Annotated in this window: 18 protein-coding genes; 13 read left to right on the forward strand and 5 right to left on the reverse strand. The window is 68.9% G+C overall.

Annotated features, from left to right (window positions below):
- Positions 1 to 7: 7 nt before the first annotated feature.
- Complete coding sequence (locus JF543_RS05575) at positions 8 to 667, reverse strand: TetR/AcrR family transcriptional regulator (protein ID WP_179411554.1); 660 nt, start codon at positions 665 to 667, stop codon at positions 8 to 10.
- A 130-nt stretch (positions 668 to 797) separates the two neighbouring features.
- Between JF543_RS05575 and sucC the strand changes: the two genes are divergently transcribed.
- The 5 genes from sucC (at position 798) to JF543_RS05600 (ending at position 5,566) form a co-directional block, all read left to right on the forward strand.
- Entirely contained in the window at positions 798 to 1,964 is a 1,167-nt protein-coding gene (gene sucC / locus JF543_RS05580; protein WP_206823063.1) for an ADP-forming succinate--CoA ligase subunit beta, read from the forward strand.
- Positions 1,965 to 1,994: 30 nt separating this feature from the next.
- Complete coding sequence (gene sucD / locus JF543_RS05585; RefSeq protein ID WP_179411552.1) at positions 1,995 to 2,897, forward strand: succinate--CoA ligase subunit alpha; 903 nt, start codon at positions 1,995 to 1,997, stop codon at positions 2,895 to 2,897.
- A gap of 141 nt (positions 2,898 to 3,038) precedes the next feature.
- Positions 3,039 to 3,650 (forward strand): hypothetical protein, encoded by a 612-nt coding sequence (locus tag JF543_RS05590; protein WP_206823064.1) that lies wholly within the window; start codon positions 3,039 to 3,041, stop codon positions 3,648 to 3,650.
- Positions 3,651 to 3,779: 129 nt separating this feature from the next.
- Positions 3,780 to 4,349 carry a copper chaperone PCu(A)C gene (locus tag JF543_RS05595; protein ID WP_206823066.1) on the forward strand — a complete coding sequence of 190 codons (570 nt, stop codon included), beginning with the start codon at positions 3,780 to 3,782 and terminating at the stop codon, positions 4,347 to 4,349.
- Positions 4,349 to 5,566, forward strand: a complete 1,218-nt coding sequence (locus tag JF543_RS05600) for a Dyp-type peroxidase (RefSeq protein WP_206823067.1) — start codon at positions 4,349 to 4,351, stop codon at positions 5,564 to 5,566. Before JF543_RS05595 ends, JF543_RS05600 begins: the two co-directional genes overlap by 1 nt.
- Before the next feature lie 95 nt (positions 5,567 to 5,661).
- Here JF543_RS05600 and JF543_RS05605 read toward each other — a convergent pair whose 3' ends face one another.
- Complete coding sequence (locus tag JF543_RS05605; protein WP_206823068.1) at positions 5,662 to 7,140, reverse strand: NCS2 family permease; 1,479 nt, start codon at positions 7,138 to 7,140, stop codon at positions 5,662 to 5,664.
- 90 nt (positions 7,141 to 7,230) lie between these two features.
- Between JF543_RS05605 and JF543_RS05610 the strand changes: the two genes are divergently transcribed.
- Genes JF543_RS05610 through purH form a run of 3 tightly spaced genes read left to right on the forward strand, consistent with a single transcriptional unit; the run spans position 7,231 to position 10,732 of the window.
- Positions 7,231 to 8,499 (forward strand): cell division protein PerM, encoded by a 1,269-nt coding sequence (locus JF543_RS05610; protein ID WP_206823071.1) that lies wholly within the window; start codon positions 7,231 to 7,233, stop codon positions 8,497 to 8,499.
- A gap of 4 nt (positions 8,500 to 8,503) precedes the next feature.
- Entirely contained in the window at positions 8,504 to 9,085 is a 582-nt protein-coding gene (gene purN / locus JF543_RS05615; RefSeq protein WP_206823073.1) for a phosphoribosylglycinamide formyltransferase, read from the forward strand.
- 39 nt (positions 9,086 to 9,124) lie between these two features.
- Entirely contained in the window at positions 9,125 to 10,732 is a 1,608-nt protein-coding gene (purH, locus tag JF543_RS05620) for a bifunctional phosphoribosylaminoimidazolecarboxamide formyltransferase/IMP cyclohydrolase (RefSeq protein ID WP_179411545.1), read from the forward strand.
- Between the two features lie 169 nt (positions 10,733 to 10,901).
- Here purH and JF543_RS05625 read toward each other — a convergent pair whose 3' ends face one another.
- Positions 10,902 to 11,333 (reverse strand): Lrp/AsnC family transcriptional regulator, encoded by a 432-nt coding sequence (locus JF543_RS05625; protein ID WP_179411544.1) that lies wholly within the window; start codon positions 11,331 to 11,333, stop codon positions 10,902 to 10,904.
- 125 nt (positions 11,334 to 11,458) lie between these two features.
- On the opposite strand from JF543_RS05625, the gene JF543_RS05630 reads away from it, so the two are divergent.
- From JF543_RS05630 to JF543_RS05645, 4 genes are all read left to right on the forward strand, one after another.
- Positions 11,459 to 12,496 (forward strand): ornithine cyclodeaminase, encoded by a 1,038-nt coding sequence (locus JF543_RS05630; RefSeq protein WP_206820895.1) that lies wholly within the window; start codon positions 11,459 to 11,461, stop codon positions 12,494 to 12,496.
- A gap of 35 nt (positions 12,497 to 12,531) precedes the next feature.
- The gene (gene ctlX, locus JF543_RS05635; RefSeq protein ID WP_206823075.1) at positions 12,532 to 13,410 is read left to right on the forward strand and encodes a citrulline utilization hydrolase CtlX; all 879 of its coding nucleotides are present in this window, start codon (positions 12,532 to 12,534) and stop codon (positions 13,408 to 13,410) included.
- Between the two features lie 88 nt (positions 13,411 to 13,498).
- Entirely contained in the window at positions 13,499 to 14,983 is a 1,485-nt protein-coding gene (locus tag JF543_RS05640) for a DNA-3-methyladenine glycosylase 2 family protein (RefSeq protein ID WP_206823077.1), read from the forward strand.
- Positions 14,980 to 15,480: a methylated-DNA--[protein]-cysteine S-methyltransferase gene (locus tag JF543_RS05645; RefSeq protein WP_206823079.1), complete on the forward strand. Its 501-nt coding sequence runs from the start codon at positions 14,980 to 14,982 to the stop codon at positions 15,478 to 15,480. Before JF543_RS05640 ends, JF543_RS05645 begins: the two co-directional genes overlap by 4 nt.
- Positions 15,481 to 15,492: 12 nt before the next feature.
- On the opposite strand, the gene JF543_RS05650 is transcribed toward JF543_RS05645, so the two are convergent.
- Positions 15,493 to 16,446, reverse strand: a complete 954-nt coding sequence (locus JF543_RS05650; RefSeq protein ID WP_206823080.1) for a ketopantoate reductase family protein — start codon at positions 16,444 to 16,446, stop codon at positions 15,493 to 15,495.
- 206 nt (positions 16,447 to 16,652) lie between these two features.
- Between JF543_RS05650 and JF543_RS05655 the strand changes: the two genes are divergently transcribed.
- On the forward strand, positions 16,653 to 17,861 hold the full coding sequence (locus tag JF543_RS05655; RefSeq protein WP_179411538.1) for a CaiB/BaiF CoA transferase family protein: 1,209 nt from the start codon (positions 16,653 to 16,655) through the stop codon (positions 17,859 to 17,861).
- A gap of 86 nt (positions 17,862 to 17,947) precedes the next feature.
- On the opposite strand, the gene JF543_RS05660 is transcribed toward JF543_RS05655, so the two are convergent.
- A complete protein-coding gene (locus JF543_RS05660) occupies positions 17,948 to 18,832 on the reverse strand; it encodes an HpcH/HpaI aldolase/citrate lyase family protein (protein WP_206823083.1) in 885 nt (294 codons plus the stop codon).
- Positions 18,833 to 18,992 lie beyond the last annotated feature (160 nt).

Consider the following 18,992-nt stretch of genomic DNA (forward strand, 5'->3'; position numbering starts at 1 on the left):
GCAGCGCTCACGACAGTTCGGCCTGAACCCGGCGTGAGATCTCGGCGATCGGCATCGATCGCGGGAAGACGGCCACCACGACATCATCGGATGCTGCCTCGGCGGCGCCCGGAAGCACGCCGTAGCGGCGGCGGACGTCGTCCAGGGCGGTGCGCAGCACCGTCACGGGCACGTCCGCCCCACGCAGCAGCTGCCGAAGTACGTGATTGTGCACCGCGGTGACCAGCGCCGAGAAACCGACCGCATCGATCGGCGCCAGACCCGGCAGGGCGCTGCGCAGGTACTCGTCGAACAGTCGCTCGTAGCGGAACACGGTGATGATCTCGCGCTCACGCAGCACCGGCACCTCACGGACGACCTCGTAGCGGCGCCGCGCCAGCACGGGGTTCTGCACGAACGCGGTGAACACCTGCTCGGAGGCCTCGCATACGGCGGCCCACGGGTCTTCGTGCGGGCGGTCCAGGAACTCGCGCAGGTCATTCAGCATCTGCTCGTGATCGGTGAAGATCACATCCTCTTTGCCGCCGAACTGACGGAAGAAGGTCGAGCGCGAGACTCCGGCGGCCTTGGCGATCTGCTCGACGGAGGTCGCCTCGAAGCCCTGCGTGGCGAACAGCTCGAGGGCGGCGGCGACGACGCCGGAGTGGAGCGGGGTCGGATGCTGCATATCGGAAGCCTAGACCCGGCGTGCTCGCGTTGTCGCGGGGCGGTAGTAGGCTTGAGGATCGGGTCGAATGATATCGACACCCGACACATTTGTCGCGTCCCACCCGCCGCAACCAGCGAAGGACTGCAGAGTGGATCTCTACGAGTACCAGGCACGAGACCTTTTCGAATCGTACGGAGTGCCGGTTCTTGCCGGCATCGTCGCGGATACGCCGGAGGAGGTGAAGGCGGCGGCCGAGAAGATCGGCGGTGTTGTCGTCGTGAAGGCGCAGGTCAAGACCGGTGGTCGCGGCAAAGCCGGCGGCGTCAAGGTCGCGAAGACTCCTGACGAGGCGTACGAGGCGGCCAAGGCCATCCTCGGCCTCGACATCAAGGGCCACATCGTCAAGCGCGTCATGGTCGCCCAGGGCGCCGCGATCGCCGACGAGTACTACTTCTCGGTGCTGCTCGACCGCGCCAACCGCTCGTACCTGTCGCTGTGCAGCGTCGAGGGCGGCATGGAGATCGAGCAGCTCGCCGTCGAGAAGCCCGAGGCGCTCGCGCGCATCGAGGTCGACCCGCTGGTCGGCATCAACAAGACCAAGGCGATCGAGATCGCCAAGGCAGCGAACTTCCCCGACGACCTCGTCTCGAAGGTCGCCGATGTGTTCGTGAAGCTCTACGACGTCTACAAGGGCGAGGACGCCACCCTCGTCGAGGTCAACCCGCTGGTGCGCACCGAGTCCGGTGACATCATCGCCCTCGACGGCAAGGTCACCCTCGACGACAACGGCTCCGAGGTGCGCCACCCCGCACACGAGGCGCTCGAAGACAAGGACGCCGCCGACCCGCTCGAGGCCAAGGCCAAGGCCGCCGGCCTGAACTACGTCAAGCTCGACGGCCAGGTGGGCATCATCGGCAACGGCGCGGGACTGGTCATGTCGACGCTCGACGTCGTCGCGTACGCCGGCGAGAACCACGGCGGCGTCAAGCCCGCCAACTTCCTCGACATCGGTGGCGGCGCCAACGCGCAGGTCATGGCCAGCGGCCTCGACGTCATCCTGGGCGACGAGCAGGTCAAGAGCGTGTTCGTCAACGTCTTCGGTGGCATCACCTCGTGCGTCGCTGTCGCAGAGGGCATCGTCAAGGCGCTCGAGATCCTCGGTGACGCGGCGACCAAGCCGCTCGTCGTGCGTCTCGACGGCAACCAGGTCGAAGAGGGTCGTGCGATCCTCGCCGAGGCCAACCACCCGCTGGTCACCCTTGCCGCAGGCATGGATGAGGGTGCCGACAAGGCCGCCGAGCTGGCGAACGCCTGAGCCCGACTGAGACTGCGAAGGACAGAAGATATGTCGATCTACCTCAACAAGGACTCCAAGGTCATCGTCCAGGGAATCACTGGCGGTGAGGGCACCAAGCACACGGCCCTGATGCTCAAGGCCGGCACCAACATCGTCGGCGGTGTCAACGCCCGCAAGGCCGGTACCACCGTCACGCACGAGAAGCCGCACGAGGGCGAGATCGAGCTGCCCGTGTTCGGCTCGGTCGCCGAGGCCATGCAGAAGACCGGTGCCGACGTCTCGGTCGCCTTCGTGCCGCCGAAGTTCGCCAAGGACGCGATGATCGAGGCCATCGACGCCGAGATCCCGCTGCTCGTGGTGATCACCGAGGGCATCCCGGTCGGCGACAGCGCCGAGGCCTGGGCGTACGCCAAGTCCAAGGGCAACAAGACCCGCATCATCGGCCCGAACTGCCCCGGCATCATCACCCCCGGTGAGGCGCTCGCCGGCATCACCCCGGCGAACATCACCGGCAGCGGTCCCATCGGCCTGGTGTCGAAGTCGGGCACGCTGACGTACCAGATGATGTTCGAGCTGAAGGACATCGGCTTCTCGACCGCCATCGGCATCGGCGGCGACCCGGTCATCGGCACCACGCACATCGACGCGCTCGCCGCGTTCGAGGCCGACCCCGACACCAAGGCGATCGTCATGATCGGTGAGATCGGTGGCGACGCTGAAGAGCGTGCGGCCGAGTACATCAAGGCGAACGTCACCAAGCCGGTCGTCGGCTACGTGGCGGGCTTCACGGCTCCCGAGGGCAAGACCATGGGCCACGCCGGCGCCATCGTCTCGGGCTCGGCGGGCACCGCTCAGGCGAAGAAGGAGGCCCTGGAGGCCGCCGGTGTCAAGGTCGGCAAGACGCCGTCCGAGACCGCTGAACTGATGCGCGCGATCGTCGAGGCGCTGTAAGCACGCTGAAGCGAGTAGACTGATCCACGAAGGCCCCGAGCTCCACCTCGGGGCCTTCGTCATTTTCCGGGCCGTCGTCATTTCCGGCGAGGGTGCGCGGCACGTGCACGGACGCTGCGCCCGGCCTGGCAGAATGGAGACATGCGCCCGTCGAGACTCCCGCACCTGCTGCGGGGTTCGGCGGCGGCGGCGGTGGCCACCTTCACCGCCTTGCTCTCGCACGTCGCGGCGGACGGTGAGATGCCCGGTTGGTTGGGCGTACTCGTTCCCCTGCTGCTGTCGATGATGGTCAGCGTCGTGCTGGCCGGGCGTCGACTCTCGCTGCTGCGCCTGTCGCTGTCGGTGACGGTCAGCCAGTTCCTGTTCCACACGCTCTTCGTGCTCGGGGCGATCACGCCGTCCGGCATGGCGCTGGGGCACCAGCACGGCGCACCGCTCGAACTGCCCGCGGCGGTGGGAGACCTCGCCCTCGTGGCGCCGGATGCGGGGATGTGGCTGGGGCACGCGCTGGCGGCTGGCGCGACGACGCTGCTGCTCTACCGTGGCGAGCAGGCGATCCAGCAACTGCTGCACGCCGCACGCACCGTCGTCGGCTGGGTCGTCGCCGTGCTCGCGCGCGCCCTGGTGCTGCCGGTCGAGGCGCGTCCGCGCGCCGCGCGGCCCGCGCCGGAGGGCGATGTCCGTTCGCACATCGCGCTGCGCGTGGTGCATCAGCTGCGACGTCGCGGTCCTCCGGTGTTCTCGATTCTCTGAGCGCTCCCACCCTCCGAGTGGTGCGGGGCGACGCCCGTCGATCACGGGCGACCTGCACGCACGGCTGAGCCGGCGTGCGCGGTCGCGCGCCCGCGCGCCCGCAGAAGAGTCTCGAAAGGCACCACTGACATGAACACCAACACCCGCCTGCGCGCCACCCGCCGCGTCTCGATCGTCGCCGCAGCGCTGCTCGTCCTGACCGGCTGCTCACCCGTGGCCGAGGCCTCGTCAGCAGCGGGCGAGAGCGTCACGATGACCGACGGCTGGGTCAAGGCGGCCCCCGAGGGGATGACCGCAGCGTTCGGCACACTCACCAACGCTTCGGATGAGGATGTCGTAGTCGTCTCGGCGACCACCGAGGTCGCCGGATCGACCGAGCTGCACGAGATCGTCGTGGACGACGCCGGCAAGTCGACCATGCGCGAGGTCGAGGACGGCTTCACGATTCCCGCCGACGGCTCGCTCACCCTCGAGCCCGGCGCGGACCACCTCATGCTGATGGGGCTGACCGGACCCGTCGTCGCGGGGGAGGAGCTCTCGTTCACCCTCACGTTCGCGGATGACTCCACCATGACGTTCACCGCCCCGGTGAAGGACTACTCCGGCGCGCAGGAGGAGTACTCGGACCACGACATGGATCACGACGCTGATCACGAGATGGACGACGAGTCGGGCCACGAAGGGCACGGCGAGAACTGATGTCGGCGCACGAGGTCAACGGGCCTCGGCGCGGCGCCACCCGGCGGCAGCTCCTCCTCGGAGGGGCTGCCGCCGGCGCGGGCGCGGCCGTGGCACTCGGAATCGATCGCGGCATAGCCGTGCGCGCGGCCGCCACTCCGGCGCCGCTCAACGGTGATGGGATCGTGCCCTTCCACGGGACGCACCAGGCCGGGATCGGCACCGACGCGCAGGCGCACGCCACGCTGGTTGCCCTGGACCTGCTCCCCGAGGCGGACCGCGAGGCGCTGCGCCGCATGATGCGCCTGCTGTCGGACGATGCCGCACGGCTGACCGCGGGCATCCCCGCCCTCGCGGACTCCGAGCCGGAACTGGCGGCATCCCCGGCGAACCTGACGGTGACGTTCGGATTCGGCCCGGCGTTCGTCGCGCGGGCCGGAGCCTCGGCGCCGACCTGGTTGGCGCCGCTGCCGCCGTTCTCGATCGACGCGCTGCTCGACGAGTTCAGCCATGGCGACCTGCTGCTGCAGATCGCCGCCGACGACCCGCTCACCGTGGCGCACGCGACGCGGATGCTCCTGAAGGACACCCGCAGTTTCGCAACCGTGCGGTGGCTGCAGCACGGCTTCCGTCGCGCCCACGGCACCGTGGCGCCCGGAACGACCATGCGCAACCTGTTCGGGCAGGTCGACGGCACCGAGAACGTTCGCCCCGGTACAGAGGCGTTCGACGACATCGTCTGGAGCCGTGACGGCTGGCTCGCGGGCGGCACCGGGATGGTCGTGCGGCGCATCCGCATGGACGTGGACAAATGGGACGAGGCCGACCGCATCGCCCGGGAGTTCTCCATCGGTCGTACGCTCGGAAACGGCGCACCCCTGACTGGTACGGATGAGCACGACGAACCGGACTTCGAGGCCAAGGGCCCGCGCGGGTTCCCCGTGATCGACGATCTGGCGCACATCCGTCGGGCGCGCTCATCCGACCCGCGTGAGCGCATCTTCCGACGCGCGTACAACTACGACGTGCCGCCGACCGGGACGTCCGTGTCGGAGTCAGGACTCGTCTTCATCTCGTTCCAGGCCGATGTCGCCCGGCAGTTCACCCCGATGCAGGAGCGTCTGGCGCAGGCAGACCTGCTGAACCTGTGGACGACCCCGATCGGCAGCGCCGTGTTCGCGATCCCGCCCGGATGCCGTGAGGGTGGGTACATCGGCGAGACCCTGCTGGAGGGCTGACCTCCGCCGCTCGGGCGGTGGCGACCGCGTCGAGCAACGCCGGATACACGGAAGGGGTCGGATGCCAGCATCCGACCCCTTCCGTGTGAAGCGCCTCAGATACTGGCGCCGAAGAGCATCTCGATCGGCCCGCGGGCGAAGAAGATCAGGAAGCCTGCGCCGACCACCCACAGCAACGGGCTGATCTGCTTGGCGCGGCCCGAGAACGCGTGGATGATCACCCAGCTGACGAAGCCCGCGCCGATGCCGTTGGCGATCGAGTACGTCAGCGGCATCACCGTGACGGTCAGGAACACCGGCAGCAGCACGCGGAAGTCGGCGAAGTCGATGTGACGGATCTGCGCCATCATCATCGCACCCACGATGATCAGGGCGGCCGCGGCGATCTCGGTCGGCACGATCGAGGTCAACGGGGTCAAAAACATCGCGATCAGGAACATGCCGCCCGTGACGAGGTTCGCGAATCCGGTGCGCGCGCCCTCACCGATGCCGGCGCCCGACTCGATGAACACCGTGCTCGACGACGACGAGGTCGCACCACCGGCGATCGCACCGACACCCTCGACGACCAGCGCCGACTTGATGCGCGGGAAGTCGCCCTTCTTGTCGGCGATGTCGGCTTCCTTCGCCAGGCCCGTCATGGTGCCCATGGCGTCGAAGAAGTTCGTGAACAGCAGCGTGAAGACGATCATCACCAGGGCAACCGAGCTGACCTTGCCCAGGTCGAACGTGAAGTCGACGGCACCGATCAGGCTGAGGTCGGGCACGCTGATCGGCGAGCCGTTCAGCGCGGGAACCGTCAGACCCCACCCGCCCGGGTTGACGATGTTGCCCTCGGCGTCGAAGGTGCGCGGGCCGATCTTCCAGATCGCCTCGACGATGAGGGCCAGCACCGTACCGGTGACCAGACCGATCAGCATGCCGCCCTTGACGCGCAGGGCGACCAGCACGCCCGTGATCAGCAGGGTCACCACGAACAGCAGGGTCGGCACGGTGGCGACCGAGCCGTTCACGCCCAGGCCCACCGGGGGAGAGCTGGTGCCGGTCGCGGTGACGAAGCCCGAGTTGACGAAGCCGATGAAGGCGATGAACAGGCCGATGCCGACGGTGATCGCGATCTTCAGCTCGAACGGCACGGCATCGAAGATGGCCTTGCGCAGACCGGTGGCCGCCAGCAGCACGATCAGCGCGCCGTTGATCATCACCAGCGCCATCGCCTCGGGCCAGGTGACCTGGCCGACGACGCTGAAGGCCACGAACGCGTTGATGCCGAGCCCTGCCGCGAAGCCGAACGGCAGGCGGCTGATGAGCCCGAACAGGATCGTCATGACACCCGCGGTCAGCGCGGTGGCCGCGCCGACGGCGTTGAAGTCGAGCATGTTGCCGGCGACATCGGGTTTGCCGGCGAGGATGATCGGGTTGAGGATGACGATGTACGCCATCGTCACGAAGGTGACCAGACCACCGCGGATCTCAGCGCCGAAGCTGGACCCTCGCTTGGTGATCTCGAAGTAGCGGTCGAGTGAGCCGGTGGGTTTGGGCTCGGTGTCGGGGCGGGTAGGGGCAGTTGTCATCGAGAACCTCCGCTGTGAATCTATCGTGTCGGCGCCCGCGCGCGTGGCCGGGGCGGATGCCCACGATCCACGTCGTAGGCTCGAACAGTCATGCAACGCGTCACCGTCCTGCTTCTCGCCGCTCTCGACGCCGCCATCGCGGCGGCCGTGGGGCTGGCGGTCGTGCTCGCGCCACTCACCCTGCTGTGGGTGCTCGCGTTTGGCGCGAGCGCGCAATGGGGCGAACTGTGGCCACTCACGGGTGCGCTGTGGCAGTTCGGCCATGGCGTGCCGCTCGAGGTGGTTCTGCCGGATGAAGTGCTGTCTGCACTGGCGATCCCGAAGGGCGCTGCCCAGTTCGCGCTGTCCGTGCCGCCGCTCGCATTGCTTGCCTTCGGAGCGCTCTTCGCGGCGCGCTCGGGTCGTCGCGCGGCCGTCGCGGGATCCTGGGCGTACGGCGTCGCGTCGGGCGCCGTCACCTTCACGCTGATCACCGTGATCGTCGCGCTGACCGCGCAGGCCACGCTGCTGCGCGCGCCGCTGTGGGCGGCGATCGCCATCCCGGCATCCGTGTATCTCGCGGGACTGCTGATCGGCGCGCTGGTGCATGCCTGGACCGAGGGCGACGGCGGCTTCATCGACTGGTTGCACGACATCGTCGACGGATGGGATGACTGGTCTCCGGTGCCCGGCGAGGCGATCCGCGGGGCGAGCATCGCCCTGCTCGCCTTGACCGGCGCCGCGGGGCTCGGGTTCGCCGTGATGACGCTGCTGCGCGGTGGCGAGGTCATCGCGCTGTTCGAGGCCGCGCACGTCGATGCGCTCGGGGCGACCATGCTCACGATCGTGCATCTGGCGTACGTGCCCACCCTGCTGGTGTGGGCGGCCGCGTGGATCGCCGGCCCCGGATTCGCGATCGGCACCGGCACCTCCGTGTCGCCGGTCGGCACCGAGCTCGGACCGCTCCCGGGGTTCCCCGTGCTCGGTCTGGTGCCCGAGAACTCGTCGATCTGGATGCTGGTGATCGTGCTCGTCCCCATCGGGTGCGGTGCGCTCGCCGGTTGGATGGTGCGCTCGCGACTGGTGTGGGAGGGCATGGGCGACGCGTTCGCACCCCGCGCGGCGATCTCTGGTGGGATCGCGTTGCTGTCGGCGGGAGCCGCCGCTCTTGCTGCGGTACTCGCGTCCGGATCCATCGGCCCCGGGCGCATGGCCGAGGCCGGGCCCCACGTCGGCGCGTTCGCCCTCGCGGTCGGCGTCGAGGTGCTGATCGGCAGCGCCATCCTGCTGCTGACGCCGCGCCATCCGGACGAACTCGCCGAGGAGCGCACCGACCGCTGGAACGAAGAGATGGCCGCCCTCACCGCCCCGGTAGACTGACCGGGTGCTGACGCTCGCCGTTCTCATCTCTGGTACCGGCTCGAATCTCCGGGCCCTGCTCGAGGCCGCCAGCCACCCCGATTTCCCGGCGCGTGTGGTCGCCGTCGGAGCCGATCGGGATGCGGCCGGTCTCGCGCACGCCGAGGAGTTCGGCATCCCCTCGTTCACGGTGCCCTACACGGCGTACGCCACCCGCGAGGACTGGGGCGCCGAGCTCGCCGCGCAGCTCGATGTCTGGCGGCCCGACCTGATCGTGCTCAGCGGACTCATGCGGCTGCTGCCCGCCGCTGTGGTCGACCGGTACGCCCCGAACATCATCAACACGCACCCCGCGTATCTGCCCGAGTTCCCCGGCGCCCACGGCGTGCGTGACGCGCTCGCCGCCGGGGTGACGCAGACCGGCGCCAGCGTGATCGTGGTCGACGCCGGGGTCGACAGCGGTCCCATCCTCGCCCAGGAGCGCATCCCGGTACTGCCCGGAGACACCGAGGCCACTCTGCACGAGCGCATCAAACCCGTCGAGCGGCGCCTGCTCATCGACGTGGTGCAGCGCATCGCGACCGGCGACCTGCCGCTGGCATCCTGACCGCCCGAACGACACCCGCACGAACGAAGGAGCACCCTCATGGCCGGCCCCCGCCTTGACCCCTCGCTGTACCGCGACCGCGACCTGGTCCCGATCCGGCGCGCGCTGGTGTCGGTCAGTGACAAGTCCGGCCTGCTCGAACTGGCCGCCGCGCTGGCGGCATCCGGTGTCGAGATCGTCTCGACCGGCTCGACCGCACAGACCATCCGCGACGCCGGGCACGAGGTGACCGACGTCGCCGCCGTCACCGGTGTCGCCGAGATGCTCGACGGCCGCGTGAAGACGCTGCACCCGAACGTGCATGGCGGCCTGCTCGCCGACCTGCGCCTGCAGGACCACGAGAGCCAGCTCGCCGACCTCGGCATCGAGCCCTTCGAACTCGTGGTGGTCAACCTGTACCCGTTCGTCGAGACGGTGGCATCCGGTGCCGAGCCCGACGCGATCGTCGAGCAGATAGACATCGGCGGCCCCGCGATGGTGCGCGCCGCGGCCAAGAACCACGCCAACGTCGCCATCGTCGTCTCGCCCGAGTCGTACCCGGCGATCATCGAATCGGTGACAGAGGGCGGCACGACGCTCGTGCAGCGCCGCGAACTCGCCGCCCGCGCGTTCGCGCACACCGCCAACTACGACTCCGCGGTCGCGCAGTGGTTCGCCGAGGGCACCCTCGCCGAGGCCGGCGATCTGCCCGCGCACCTCACCGTCAAGGCCGAGCGCCTGGCGACGCTGCGCTACGGCGAGAACTCGCATCAGCGCGGCGCCATCTACACCCGCGCGGGTGGTCACGGCATCGCCCAGGCCACGCAGCTGCAGGGCAAGGAGATGTCGTACAACAACTACGTCGATGCGGATGCCGCGCTGCGCGCCGCATACGACATGGTGTTGCCCGCGGTGGCGATCATCAAGCACGCCAACCCGTGCGGTATCGCCACGACCGCTCCCAACGCGCTCGACCCGATCGCCAGCGCGCACCTGCGCGCCCACGAGTGTGACCCGGTGTCGGCGTACGGCGGTGTGATCGCGGCGAACGGCACCGTGACGCTGAAGATGGCCGAGAACCTCAAGGACATCTTCACCGAGGTGATCGTGGCCCCCGCTTTCGAGCCGGCGGCACTGGAGGTCTTCAAGGCCAAGAAGAACCTGCGTCTGCTGCAGCTGCCCGACGACTGGCAGCAGGAGCGTATGGACGTGCGTCTCGTCTCGGGCGGTCTGCTGCTGCAGGACGCCGACCGGTTCCCCGACGACATCTTCTCGGTCGCCAAGGGCTGGGAGCTCGTCTCGGGCGAGCGCCCCGATGACGCCGAGATGGAGAACCTGATCTTCTCGTGGAAGGCGTGCCGCGCCGTCAAGTCGAACGCGATCGTGCTGGCCAAGGGCAACGCGACCGTCGGCGTCGGCATGGGGCAGGTCAACCGTGTCGACTCGTGCCGCCTCGCGGTCGAGCGCGCCGGTGACCGGGCAGCCGGTTCGGTGGCGGCATCCGATGCGTTCTTCCCGTTCGCCGACGGACCGCAGGTGCTCATCGACGCCGGGATCACGGCGATCGTGCAGCCGGGTGGATCGGTGCGCGACGCCGAGGTGATCGACGCGGCTCGCAAGGCGGGCGTGACGATGTTCTTCACCGGCGAGCGTCACTTCTTCCACTGACTCACGCGGGGCTCGGAGTCTGACGCTCCCCGGGTCAGCCCGCCGACACCCCTATCTATCGCCGAGACCCCCTGCTGCAGGCGCCTGCAGCAGGGGGTCTCGGCGTGTACTGGGGGTGTCGGCGATAGGGGCCGGCCGGGGTGGAGGCAGGGCGCGGTGAGGCGGCGGATCAGATCGTCGCGGAGCTCAGCAGGATGCTCGTCTCGCTGTCGCGGATGCCATCGATGCCGCGGATGACGCTCAGCGTCTCGTCGAATGAGGCCAGGCTGTCGCAGCTGATGTCGGCCACCAGGTCCCACCGCCCGTTGGTGGTGTGCAGCGACGCGATCTGCGGCACGCCCCGCAGGCTGCGGATCACCTCTCGGGTGTTGCGACCCTCGACGGCGATCAGCATGATGGCCCGCACGATCGAGGTCTCGGCAGGGTCGTGTACGCGCACCGAGAAACCGACGATCACCCCGCTCTCGACGAGCCGCTTCAAGCGGCTGTCGACGGTGGCACGGGTGACGCCCAGGCGGCGGGCGAGGTTGACCACCGACTCGCGACTGTTCGCGCGCAGCAGAGACAGCAGGCGGCGATCGAGGTCATCGAGGGAACTCATTCTTCAGAACTTACATCCTGACTAATCAGATTGCATGATCTGCGATGCAAATGATCCAGGTTGCTGATTGAAAGTGCCATCGCGGGCCTCGTAGATTGGGATCTCCACGAGAGAGAGGATGGGCGATGGTCCGTTTCGTCGATGTTCCGAACATGCGCCGCTGGCTGATCAGCACCGGTATCGAGCGTGCCATCGAGGGGATCGCCGACACTCTCGTGGAGGACTTCCGCCGCTGGGAGCAGTTCGACCGCACCGCACGCGTCGCCAGCCACTCCGACATCGGCGTGATCGAGCTGATGCCGACCAGCGATGGCGAGCAGTACGGCTTCAAGTACGTCAACGGCCACCCGAGCAACCCCGGGCGGGGCCTGCAGACCGTTACCGCCTTCGGTGTGCTGGCCGACGTCGACAGCGGCTACCCCACGCTGTGGACCGAGATGACCATCCTCACGGCACTGCGCACCGCCGCGACGTCTGCGATGGTCGCCCGCGTGCTCGCTCCGGCGGATGCCACGACGATGGCCATGATCGGCACCGGCAGCCAGGCCGAGTTCCAGGCTCTGGCCTTCCGCGCTCTACTGGGCATCACGCACCTGCGTGTGTGGGACACCGACCCGAACGCGCTCGACGTGTTCGCGCGCAACATGCGCCCGCTGGGCTTCGAGATCGTGCGTGCGTCGAGTGCCGCCGAGGCGGTCGCGGGTGCGCAGATCATCACGACCTGCACGGCCGACAAGGCCAACGCCACAGTGCTCACCGACGACATGGTGGGCCCCGGCGTGCACATCAACGCGATCGGTGGGGACTGCCCGGGCAAGACCGAGCTCGACGCCCGTATTCTGCACCGCGCCGAGATCTTCGTGGAGTACCCGCCGCAGACCCGCATCGAGGGCGAGATCCAGCAGCTCGACCCCGAGCACCCCGTCACCGAGCTGTGGCGCGTGCTGCGCGGCGAGGCCGCGGGTCGGGCATCCGCCGACCAGATCACGGTGTTCGACTCGGTCGGCTTCGCCGTCGAGGACTTCTCGGCCCTGCGCTACCTCGCCGCCGCGATCGAGGGTACCGACTTCTACACCGAGGTCGACATCATCGCCGAGCCCGAAGACCCCAAGAACCTCTTCGCGCTCGTCGCCGAGGGCGCCGCCGCGCCCGCACTGGCGTGAGAGCAGCTTCGGCGCAGGCGCCGGGCGCGGTGGTGATGATCCGTCCCCACCGATTCCGTCCGAACCCGCAGACGGCCGCCGACAACACCTTCCAGCGTCCCGCCGACCACGACGTCTCGCGCGAGGCGTACGACGTGTGCACGCAGGTCGCCGAGCGTCTCACCGAGGCGGGTGTGCGCGTGCACGTGTTCGAGGACGAGGGCGACGCCCACCCCGACAGCGTCTTCCCGAACAACTGGTTCTCGACACACGCCGGCGGCCGGGTCGCGGTGTACCCCATGTACACGCCGAACCGGCGAGGTGAGCGTCGTGCCGACATCATCGAGATGCTCAAGGCGCAGTACCGGGTGCAGGAGGTCATCGACTACTCGGGGCTCGAACCCGACGACCTGTTCCTTGAGGGCACCGGAGCGATGGTGCTCGACCACGTTTCACGGATCGCCTATGCGGTGCGCTCGAACCGCTGCGACCCGGTGCTCGTGGAGCGCTTCTGCACGGTGTTCGGGTATGAACCGGTCGTCTTCGATGCGGTCGACCCCGACGGGGTGCCGATCTATCACACCAACGTCATGATGTGCATCGGCACCGACATCGCCCTCATCGGGCTGGACGCGATCGTCGGCGACGCGCGCCGCGACGAGATCGCGCGGCGCATCCGCGAGACCGGGCGCACGCTGATCGAGCTGACGGCTCAGCAGGTCGCCTCGTTCGCGGGGAACGCGCTGGAACTGCGTGGGCGCGGCGGCGAGCGGATGCTGGTGATCTCCGAGACCGGCTATCGCAGCCTGACCGATGAGCAGGTGCAGACACTGTCGGCATCGTGCCGGATCGTACCCGTCGATGTCGCGCCGATCGAGCTCGCCGGCGGTTCCGTGCGTTGCATGCTCGCAGGCATCCACCTCGACGCTCGCTGAGCACTCGTCCGAGAGCAGCGCGAACAGACCGTACTGTCGTGTCCGATTTCCGCCAGCCCGGCGGTCGTGAGCGTGTCACGATGGACGTATGAGCCTCACAACCGAGCACGCCGAGCGGTACCGGGCGATCAGTGCGCGCGACACGCGGTTCGACGGGCAGTTCGTCACAGCGGTGCGCTCGACCGGCATCTACTGCCGGCCGAGTTGCCCCGCGCGCACCCCGAAGCCCGAGAACGTGACGTTCTACCCGACCAGTGCCGCCGCGCACGAAGCGGGGTACCGGGCCTGCAAGCGCTGCCTGCCCGAGGCGGCTCCGGGCTCGCCGGCATGGAACCTGCGCGGAGACGTGGCCGCGCGGGCGATGCGGCTGATCGCCGCCGGAACGGTGGAGCACGAGGGCGTGCCGGGGCTCGCGCAGCGTCTGGGATACTCGCCCCGGCATCTCACCCGCCTGCTGAACGCCGAACTCGGCGCCGGCCCTCTCGCCCTGGCTCGTGCGCACCGTGCGCATACCGCTCGCATGCTGCTGGTCGGCACCGATCTGCCGGTTGCCGAGGTCGCCTTCTCGGCCGGCTTCTCCAGCATCCGCCAGTGCAACGACACGATCCGCGAGGTCTTTGCGATGACTCCGGGCGAGCTGCGGGCCCGGCGTCGCGGCGCCATCGGCGCCGAGAGCGGAGCCATCGACCTGCTGCTGCCGCATCGCGCGCCGATGGATGCCGGTGGCGTGTTCGCCTGGATGGCCGACCGTGCGCTGCCCGGGATGGAGGTCGCCACGGCGACGTCCTTCGCGCGGAACCTGCGGATGCCCGGCGGACCCGCACATCTCGAGGTGCGGCAGACCCCAGAAGGGCAGTTGCGTCTGCGTGCTCGTGTCACCCGACTGGGAGACCTCGCCCCGCTCGTCTCGACCGCGCGGCGACTGTTCGACCTCGACGCCGATCCGCAGGCCGTTGACGAGGCGCTCAGCGCGCATCCGCAGCTCGCGCCCCGCGTCGCGGCACTCGCCGGCATCCGCGTGCCCGGCGCCGCCGACCCGCACGAGATGCTCATCCGTGCCATGGTCGGCCAGCAGATCACCGTCGCGGCCGCGCGCACGGCGCTGACGGCGCTGGTCGAGCACCTGGGGGAGCGCACCGCTGACGGCGGAATGCTGTTCCCGACCATGGCTGCGATCGCCGAGCACGGTACCGACGTGCTGCGCGGCCCCGCCGCGCGCATCCGCGCGATCACCGGGGCAGCGGCGGCCCTCGCCGACGGGTCGCTGACCCTCACGGTCGGCGACGACACGGCCGAGCAACGGGAACGGCTGCTCGCGATGCCGGGTATCGGACCGTGGACGGCGGACTATGTGCGCATGCGGGTGATCGGCGACCCCGATGTGTTCCTGCCCGGCGATGTCGCCATGCGCGCCGGAGCTGCCGCCTCCGGTCTACCGGGCGAGGCGAAGCCCCTCGCCGAGTGGGCTACGCGGGTGGCGCCCTGGCGCAGTTACCTCACCGCGCACCTCTGGCGCGCGTCGCCCGTGCGCGCGCCGCGCCAGACGAAGACGATCCCGAAGGAGTCCTCATGACCGCTCTCATCCAGACCATCGACACCCCTGACGGTGCCCTGACGATCCTCGCCGACGCCCGGCAGCGCGTGCTCGCCTCTGGCTGGAGCGCCGATCACGCCCAGATCGTCGCGCGGGTGCACCCGTCGTTGCGCCCTGACGGAATCGCGGAGGGGGCGACGGATGCTGCCGGCGCGGCCCGCGCGTACTACGCGGGCGACCTGTCGGCGATCGACGGCGTCGTCGTGCGCCAGCACGGCACCGAGCTGCAGCGGGCCGGCTGGGAGGCGCTGCGGCGGATCACGCCGGGCAGCCCGCTGACCTACAGCGAGTTCGCGGTCGAGCTCGGCAGCCCCCAGGCGGTGCGCGCGGCGGCATCCATCTGTGCCCGCAACGCACCCGCCCTGTTCGTACCGTGCCATCGCGTGCTGCGCGCCGACGGGACGCTCGGCGGTTTCGCCTGGGGGCTGGAGGTCAAGCAGCGCCTGCTCGCGCGCGAAGCGGTGGGTGTCGGCTGATCTGCCGGGCGGTCAGCCGACGCGGGTCACATCCGCCAGGTGGATGTAGGCGCTCTCGGTGGCGTGCACGAGCGTGACGACCATGTCGTTGATCGGCGTCGGCACTCCGGCGCGGCGCCCTTCGCGGGCGACCGCGCCGTTGATCGCATCGATCTCGCTGCGCCGTCGCAGCACGCCGTCCAGCCGCACCGACGGGTAGGCGTCGCCGATTCTGGTGCCGAGGTGCCGGATGTGCTCGATCGGGTCGCCGACATCGAGGGTGACGCCCAGCGCTGACGCGACGTCGATCGCCTCCTGTGCGCACCCGCCGCCGATCTCCCACGCGGCGGGCGTGTCGATGATGCGACCGATGGGCAGGCCGGTCAGGAACGAGGTTCCCGAGAACGCCGCGTTCATGATCAGCTTCTCCCACACCATCTGGTCGAGGTCGTCGAACAGTGCCACGCCGAAGCCTGCGCTGGTCCACACCTCTCCGCCTCGCTCGAGCGCTTCACGGGAGAGTCCGCGGTACGAGCCGAACCGCGTGATCTCGCGACCGTTGTGGTGAGCCTCTCCGGGCGTCGGCACCGATGCCCCGAATCCGCCGACGACACCGACGGCGATGCGGTCGGGATCGATGTGCTCCGCAGCGATCTGCGGGGAACCGAGCCCGTTCTGCACGGTCTGAACGATCGTGTGCTCGGCGAGCAGCGGTGCCACCGACTGCGCTGCGGCGGCGATGTCGTACGCCTTGGTCGCGATGATCACCAGATCGCAGGTGCCGATGCCCTCGGTCGTCGTTGACATCGACGCGAGGCGTACCGTGCGGTCGCCGCTGTCGCCGTACACGCGCAGCCCGCGTTCGTTCACCGCGGCGACGTGGTCGGTCCACAGCGTGACTCCGTGCACCTCGTGACCGGCTTCTTGCATCAAGCCGGCATAGACAGAGCCCATGGCTCCGCATCCGACGACAGCGACCTTTGCCATGCGTGTGTCCTCTCGGGTCAGTGGATGCCAGTGGTCTTACCTCTGGGTGATCCCCATCATGACCGACGCGGCGTTGAGTTTCAATGAAAGTCGGGAGATTCCTCGCGAGATCGGGTCATCCGGCGGGTTTGGCACGGAATGCTGGCAAATTGTATCCAGAAGTTCTAGCATGAGGATTTCCAGCCTTCCCACGTGAGGAGATACCCATGACAGGCACGACGCCCACGAGCGCACTCGCAGGCCTGCGCGTGATCGACGCGGCCTCGCTCGCCGCCGCACCCCTGGTGGCCACCTATCTGGCCGAGTTCGGTGCCGAGGTGATCAAGGTCGAAGACCCGAACGCCGGCGACGCGTTGCGCGCCTGGGGCGTGCGCAAGGACGGCGTCGGCCTGATGTGGAAGAGCGTCGCGCGCAACAAGAAGCCCGTCACCGCGAATCTGCGCACCTCCGCGGGGCAGGAGCTGCTCAAGCAGCTCGCCGGTGAGGCCGACGTCATCATCTTCAACACTCGGCCGAGCACGCTCGAGAAGTGGGGGCTCGACTACGAGTCGCTTCGCGAGACGCATCCGCACCTGATCTACCTGCACATCACCGCATTCGGCGAGGGTGGCCCCGACACCGACCGTCCGGGGTTCGGAACGCTGGGCGAGGCGATGAGCGGGTTCGCCCACACCACGGGTGAGGCCGACGGCCCGCCCACGCTGCCGTCCTTCATGCTGGCGGATGGTGTCGCATCATTGAACGCGGTGTACGCCGTGCTGATCGCGCTCTACCACCGCGACGTGCGCGGAGGTGGCGGGCAGAAGATCGATGTGAATCTGGTCGAGCCGTTGGCGCGGCTGCTCGAGCAGTCGGTGCTGACCTTCGACCAGCTCGGCGAGAACCCGGCGCGCACGGGCAACCGCTGGGCGATCACCGTGCCGCGCAACACGTACAAGACCCAGGACGGGCGGTGGATCGTGATGTCGGGCAGTGCCCCGTCGATCGCGTTGCGCGTCTACAAGGCCATCGGTCGACCGGAGCTGGTCGACGACCCCGCCTACGCCGATCCGCAGCAGCGGTTGCAGCGCGCCGACGAGATCGATGCCATGGTCGCCGACTGGATCGGCGCGCACCCGTTCGATGACGTCATGCGCATCTTCGCCGACGAGCAGGTCGCCGTCGCCCCGGTCTACGACGCCGAGCAGCTTCTCGCCGACCCGCACCACCAGGCGCGTGGGACCTTTGTGCGGATGCCGGATGCCGACCTCGGCAGTATGCGTGTGCAGGCGCCCGTGCCCCGGTTGTCGGTCACGCCGGGACGAGTCGAGCATCTCGGGCGCGAGCTCGGCGCCGACAGCTCCGAGATCTACGCGTCGTGGCTCGGACTGGACGAGGCCCGAATCGGCGAGCTGCGCGCCGCCGGCGCCGTCTGACCGGTAGCTGTCCGTAGATGCCGAAAGCCCCTTTCGCCTGAACGCAGGCGAAAGGGGCTTCGTGGTGGTGGTGAGCACTCGCTCGATCAGACCCCGAGGATCTTCTCGGCGCGCTCCACGATCGCGTAGTCGACCAGTCGGCCATCGTGCACGATGGCCCCCGAGCCGGCTGCCTCTGCGGCGGCGAACAGTTCGAGGATCATACGGGCGTTCGCCTTCTCGGCGTCAGACGCCTCGAACCCACGGTTGCTCAGGGGTACCTGGTTCGGGTGGATGAGCATCTTGCCGCGGAACCCGAACTGCCGTGCCTGGCGGCACATCGCGAGAAAACGCTCGTCCTCCTGGAACGCGATGAAGGGGCCGTCGAGGGGTTTGGAGACGCCCGCCGCGCGCGCCGCCAACACCAGTGCGGAGCGCGCGTAGAGCAGCTCCTCCGCGCTGTCGGAGTGGTCGAGTCCATCGATGTCGAGGTCGCGCATGAAGTCGTGCGCGCCGAAGATCGCCGTCTCGATGCGGGGGCTCGCCGCGAGGATCTGTCGTGCGTCGGCGATGCCCAGCGCCGACTCGATGAGGATCAGCATCCGCGTCGACCCCGGGGCCACACCGTGCAAGCGCTCCGCCTCGCCGATCCACTCGTCTGCGGCGCGCACCGTCTCGACGTCCTCGACCTTCGGCAGGACGATGCCGTTCAGGTCGGGCTGGATGACGGCCTCGATGTCGGCCTGCGTGCGCCCGGTCGACGGGTGGTTGACCCGGACGTAGCTGCGCACGTCGGGGATGCTCGCGATGCCCGCTCTGGCCAGTGCTCGTGCCGCGGTCTTGTTGGCGTCGGCGACGGCGTCCTCGAGGTCGAGGGCCGCGGCGTCGGGGCGGATCTCGTTCATCTTCTGCACCCGGCGTTCGTTGTCGGCCGGGCAGAAGAGCAGTGAGCGCAGCGGCGCCGGCGCTTCGGGGGCGGGTGCTTCAGTCATCAGACGACCTTGTCTCTCGTTCTTCGGCGATGGCATCACCGATGCGATCTGGATACAATCGAAGATAGGGCGAGGGTGCGTGGTGGTCAAGTCTTGAACCTCGGGTGGACATCCGGCGCAGAAGCCTGAAAAATCAGCGAATCACAATGAAAGTGAGCAT

The sequence above is a fragment of the Microbacterium esteraromaticum genome (assembly GCF_017303215.1).
GTDB lineage: Bacteria > Actinomycetota > Actinomycetes > Actinomycetales > Microbacteriaceae > Microbacterium > Microbacterium esteraromaticum_C.

What these genes read in the sequence shown, in the direction of transcription:
- JF543_RS05575 (WP_179411554.1), bottom strand. Translation starts at nt 667, where the DNA reads ATGCAGCATCCGACCCCGCTCCACTCCGGCGTCGTCGCCGCCGCCCTC.
- sucD (WP_179411552.1), top strand. Translation starts at nt 1,995, where the DNA reads ATGTCGATCTACCTCAACAAGGACTCCAAGGTCATCGTCCAGGGAATC.
- JF543_RS05590 (WP_206823064.1), top strand. Translation starts at nt 3,039, where the DNA reads ATGCGCCCGTCGAGACTCCCGCACCTGCTGCGGGGTTCGGCGGCGGCG.
- JF543_RS05595 (WP_206823066.1), top strand. Translation starts at nt 3,780, where the DNA reads ATGAACACCAACACCCGCCTGCGCGCCACCCGCCGCGTCTCGATCGTC.
- JF543_RS05600 (WP_206823067.1), top strand. Translation starts at nt 4,349, where the DNA reads ATGTCGGCGCACGAGGTCAACGGGCCTCGGCGCGGCGCCACCCGGCGG.
- JF543_RS05605 (WP_206823068.1), bottom strand. Translation starts at nt 7,140, where the DNA reads ATGACAACTGCCCCTACCCGCCCCGACACCGAGCCCAAACCCACCGGC.
- JF543_RS05610 (WP_206823071.1), top strand. Translation starts at nt 7,231, where the DNA reads ATGCAACGCGTCACCGTCCTGCTTCTCGCCGCTCTCGACGCCGCCATC.
- purH (WP_179411545.1), top strand. Translation starts at nt 9,125, where the DNA reads ATGGCCGGCCCCCGCCTTGACCCCTCGCTGTACCGCGACCGCGACCTG.
- JF543_RS05625 (WP_179411544.1), bottom strand. Translation starts at nt 11,333, where the DNA reads ATGAGTTCCCTCGATGACCTCGATCGCCGCCTGCTGTCTCTGCTGCGC.
- JF543_RS05630 (WP_206820895.1), top strand. Translation starts at nt 11,459, where the DNA reads ATGGTCCGTTTCGTCGATGTTCCGAACATGCGCCGCTGGCTGATCAGC.
- ctlX (WP_206823075.1), top strand. Translation starts at nt 12,532, where the DNA reads ATGATCCGTCCCCACCGATTCCGTCCGAACCCGCAGACGGCCGCCGAC.
- JF543_RS05640 (WP_206823077.1), top strand. Translation starts at nt 13,499, where the DNA reads ATGAGCCTCACAACCGAGCACGCCGAGCGGTACCGGGCGATCAGTGCG.
- JF543_RS05645 (WP_206823079.1), top strand. Translation starts at nt 14,980, where the DNA reads ATGACCGCTCTCATCCAGACCATCGACACCCCTGACGGTGCCCTGACG.
- JF543_RS05650 (WP_206823080.1), bottom strand. Translation starts at nt 16,446, where the DNA reads ATGGCAAAGGTCGCTGTCGTCGGATGCGGAGCCATGGGCTCTGTCTAT.
- JF543_RS05655 (WP_179411538.1), top strand. Translation starts at nt 16,653, where the DNA reads ATGACAGGCACGACGCCCACGAGCGCACTCGCAGGCCTGCGCGTGATC.
- JF543_RS05660 (WP_206823083.1), bottom strand. Translation starts at nt 18,832, where the DNA reads ATGACTGAAGCACCCGCCCCCGAAGCGCCGGCGCCGCTGCGCTCACTG.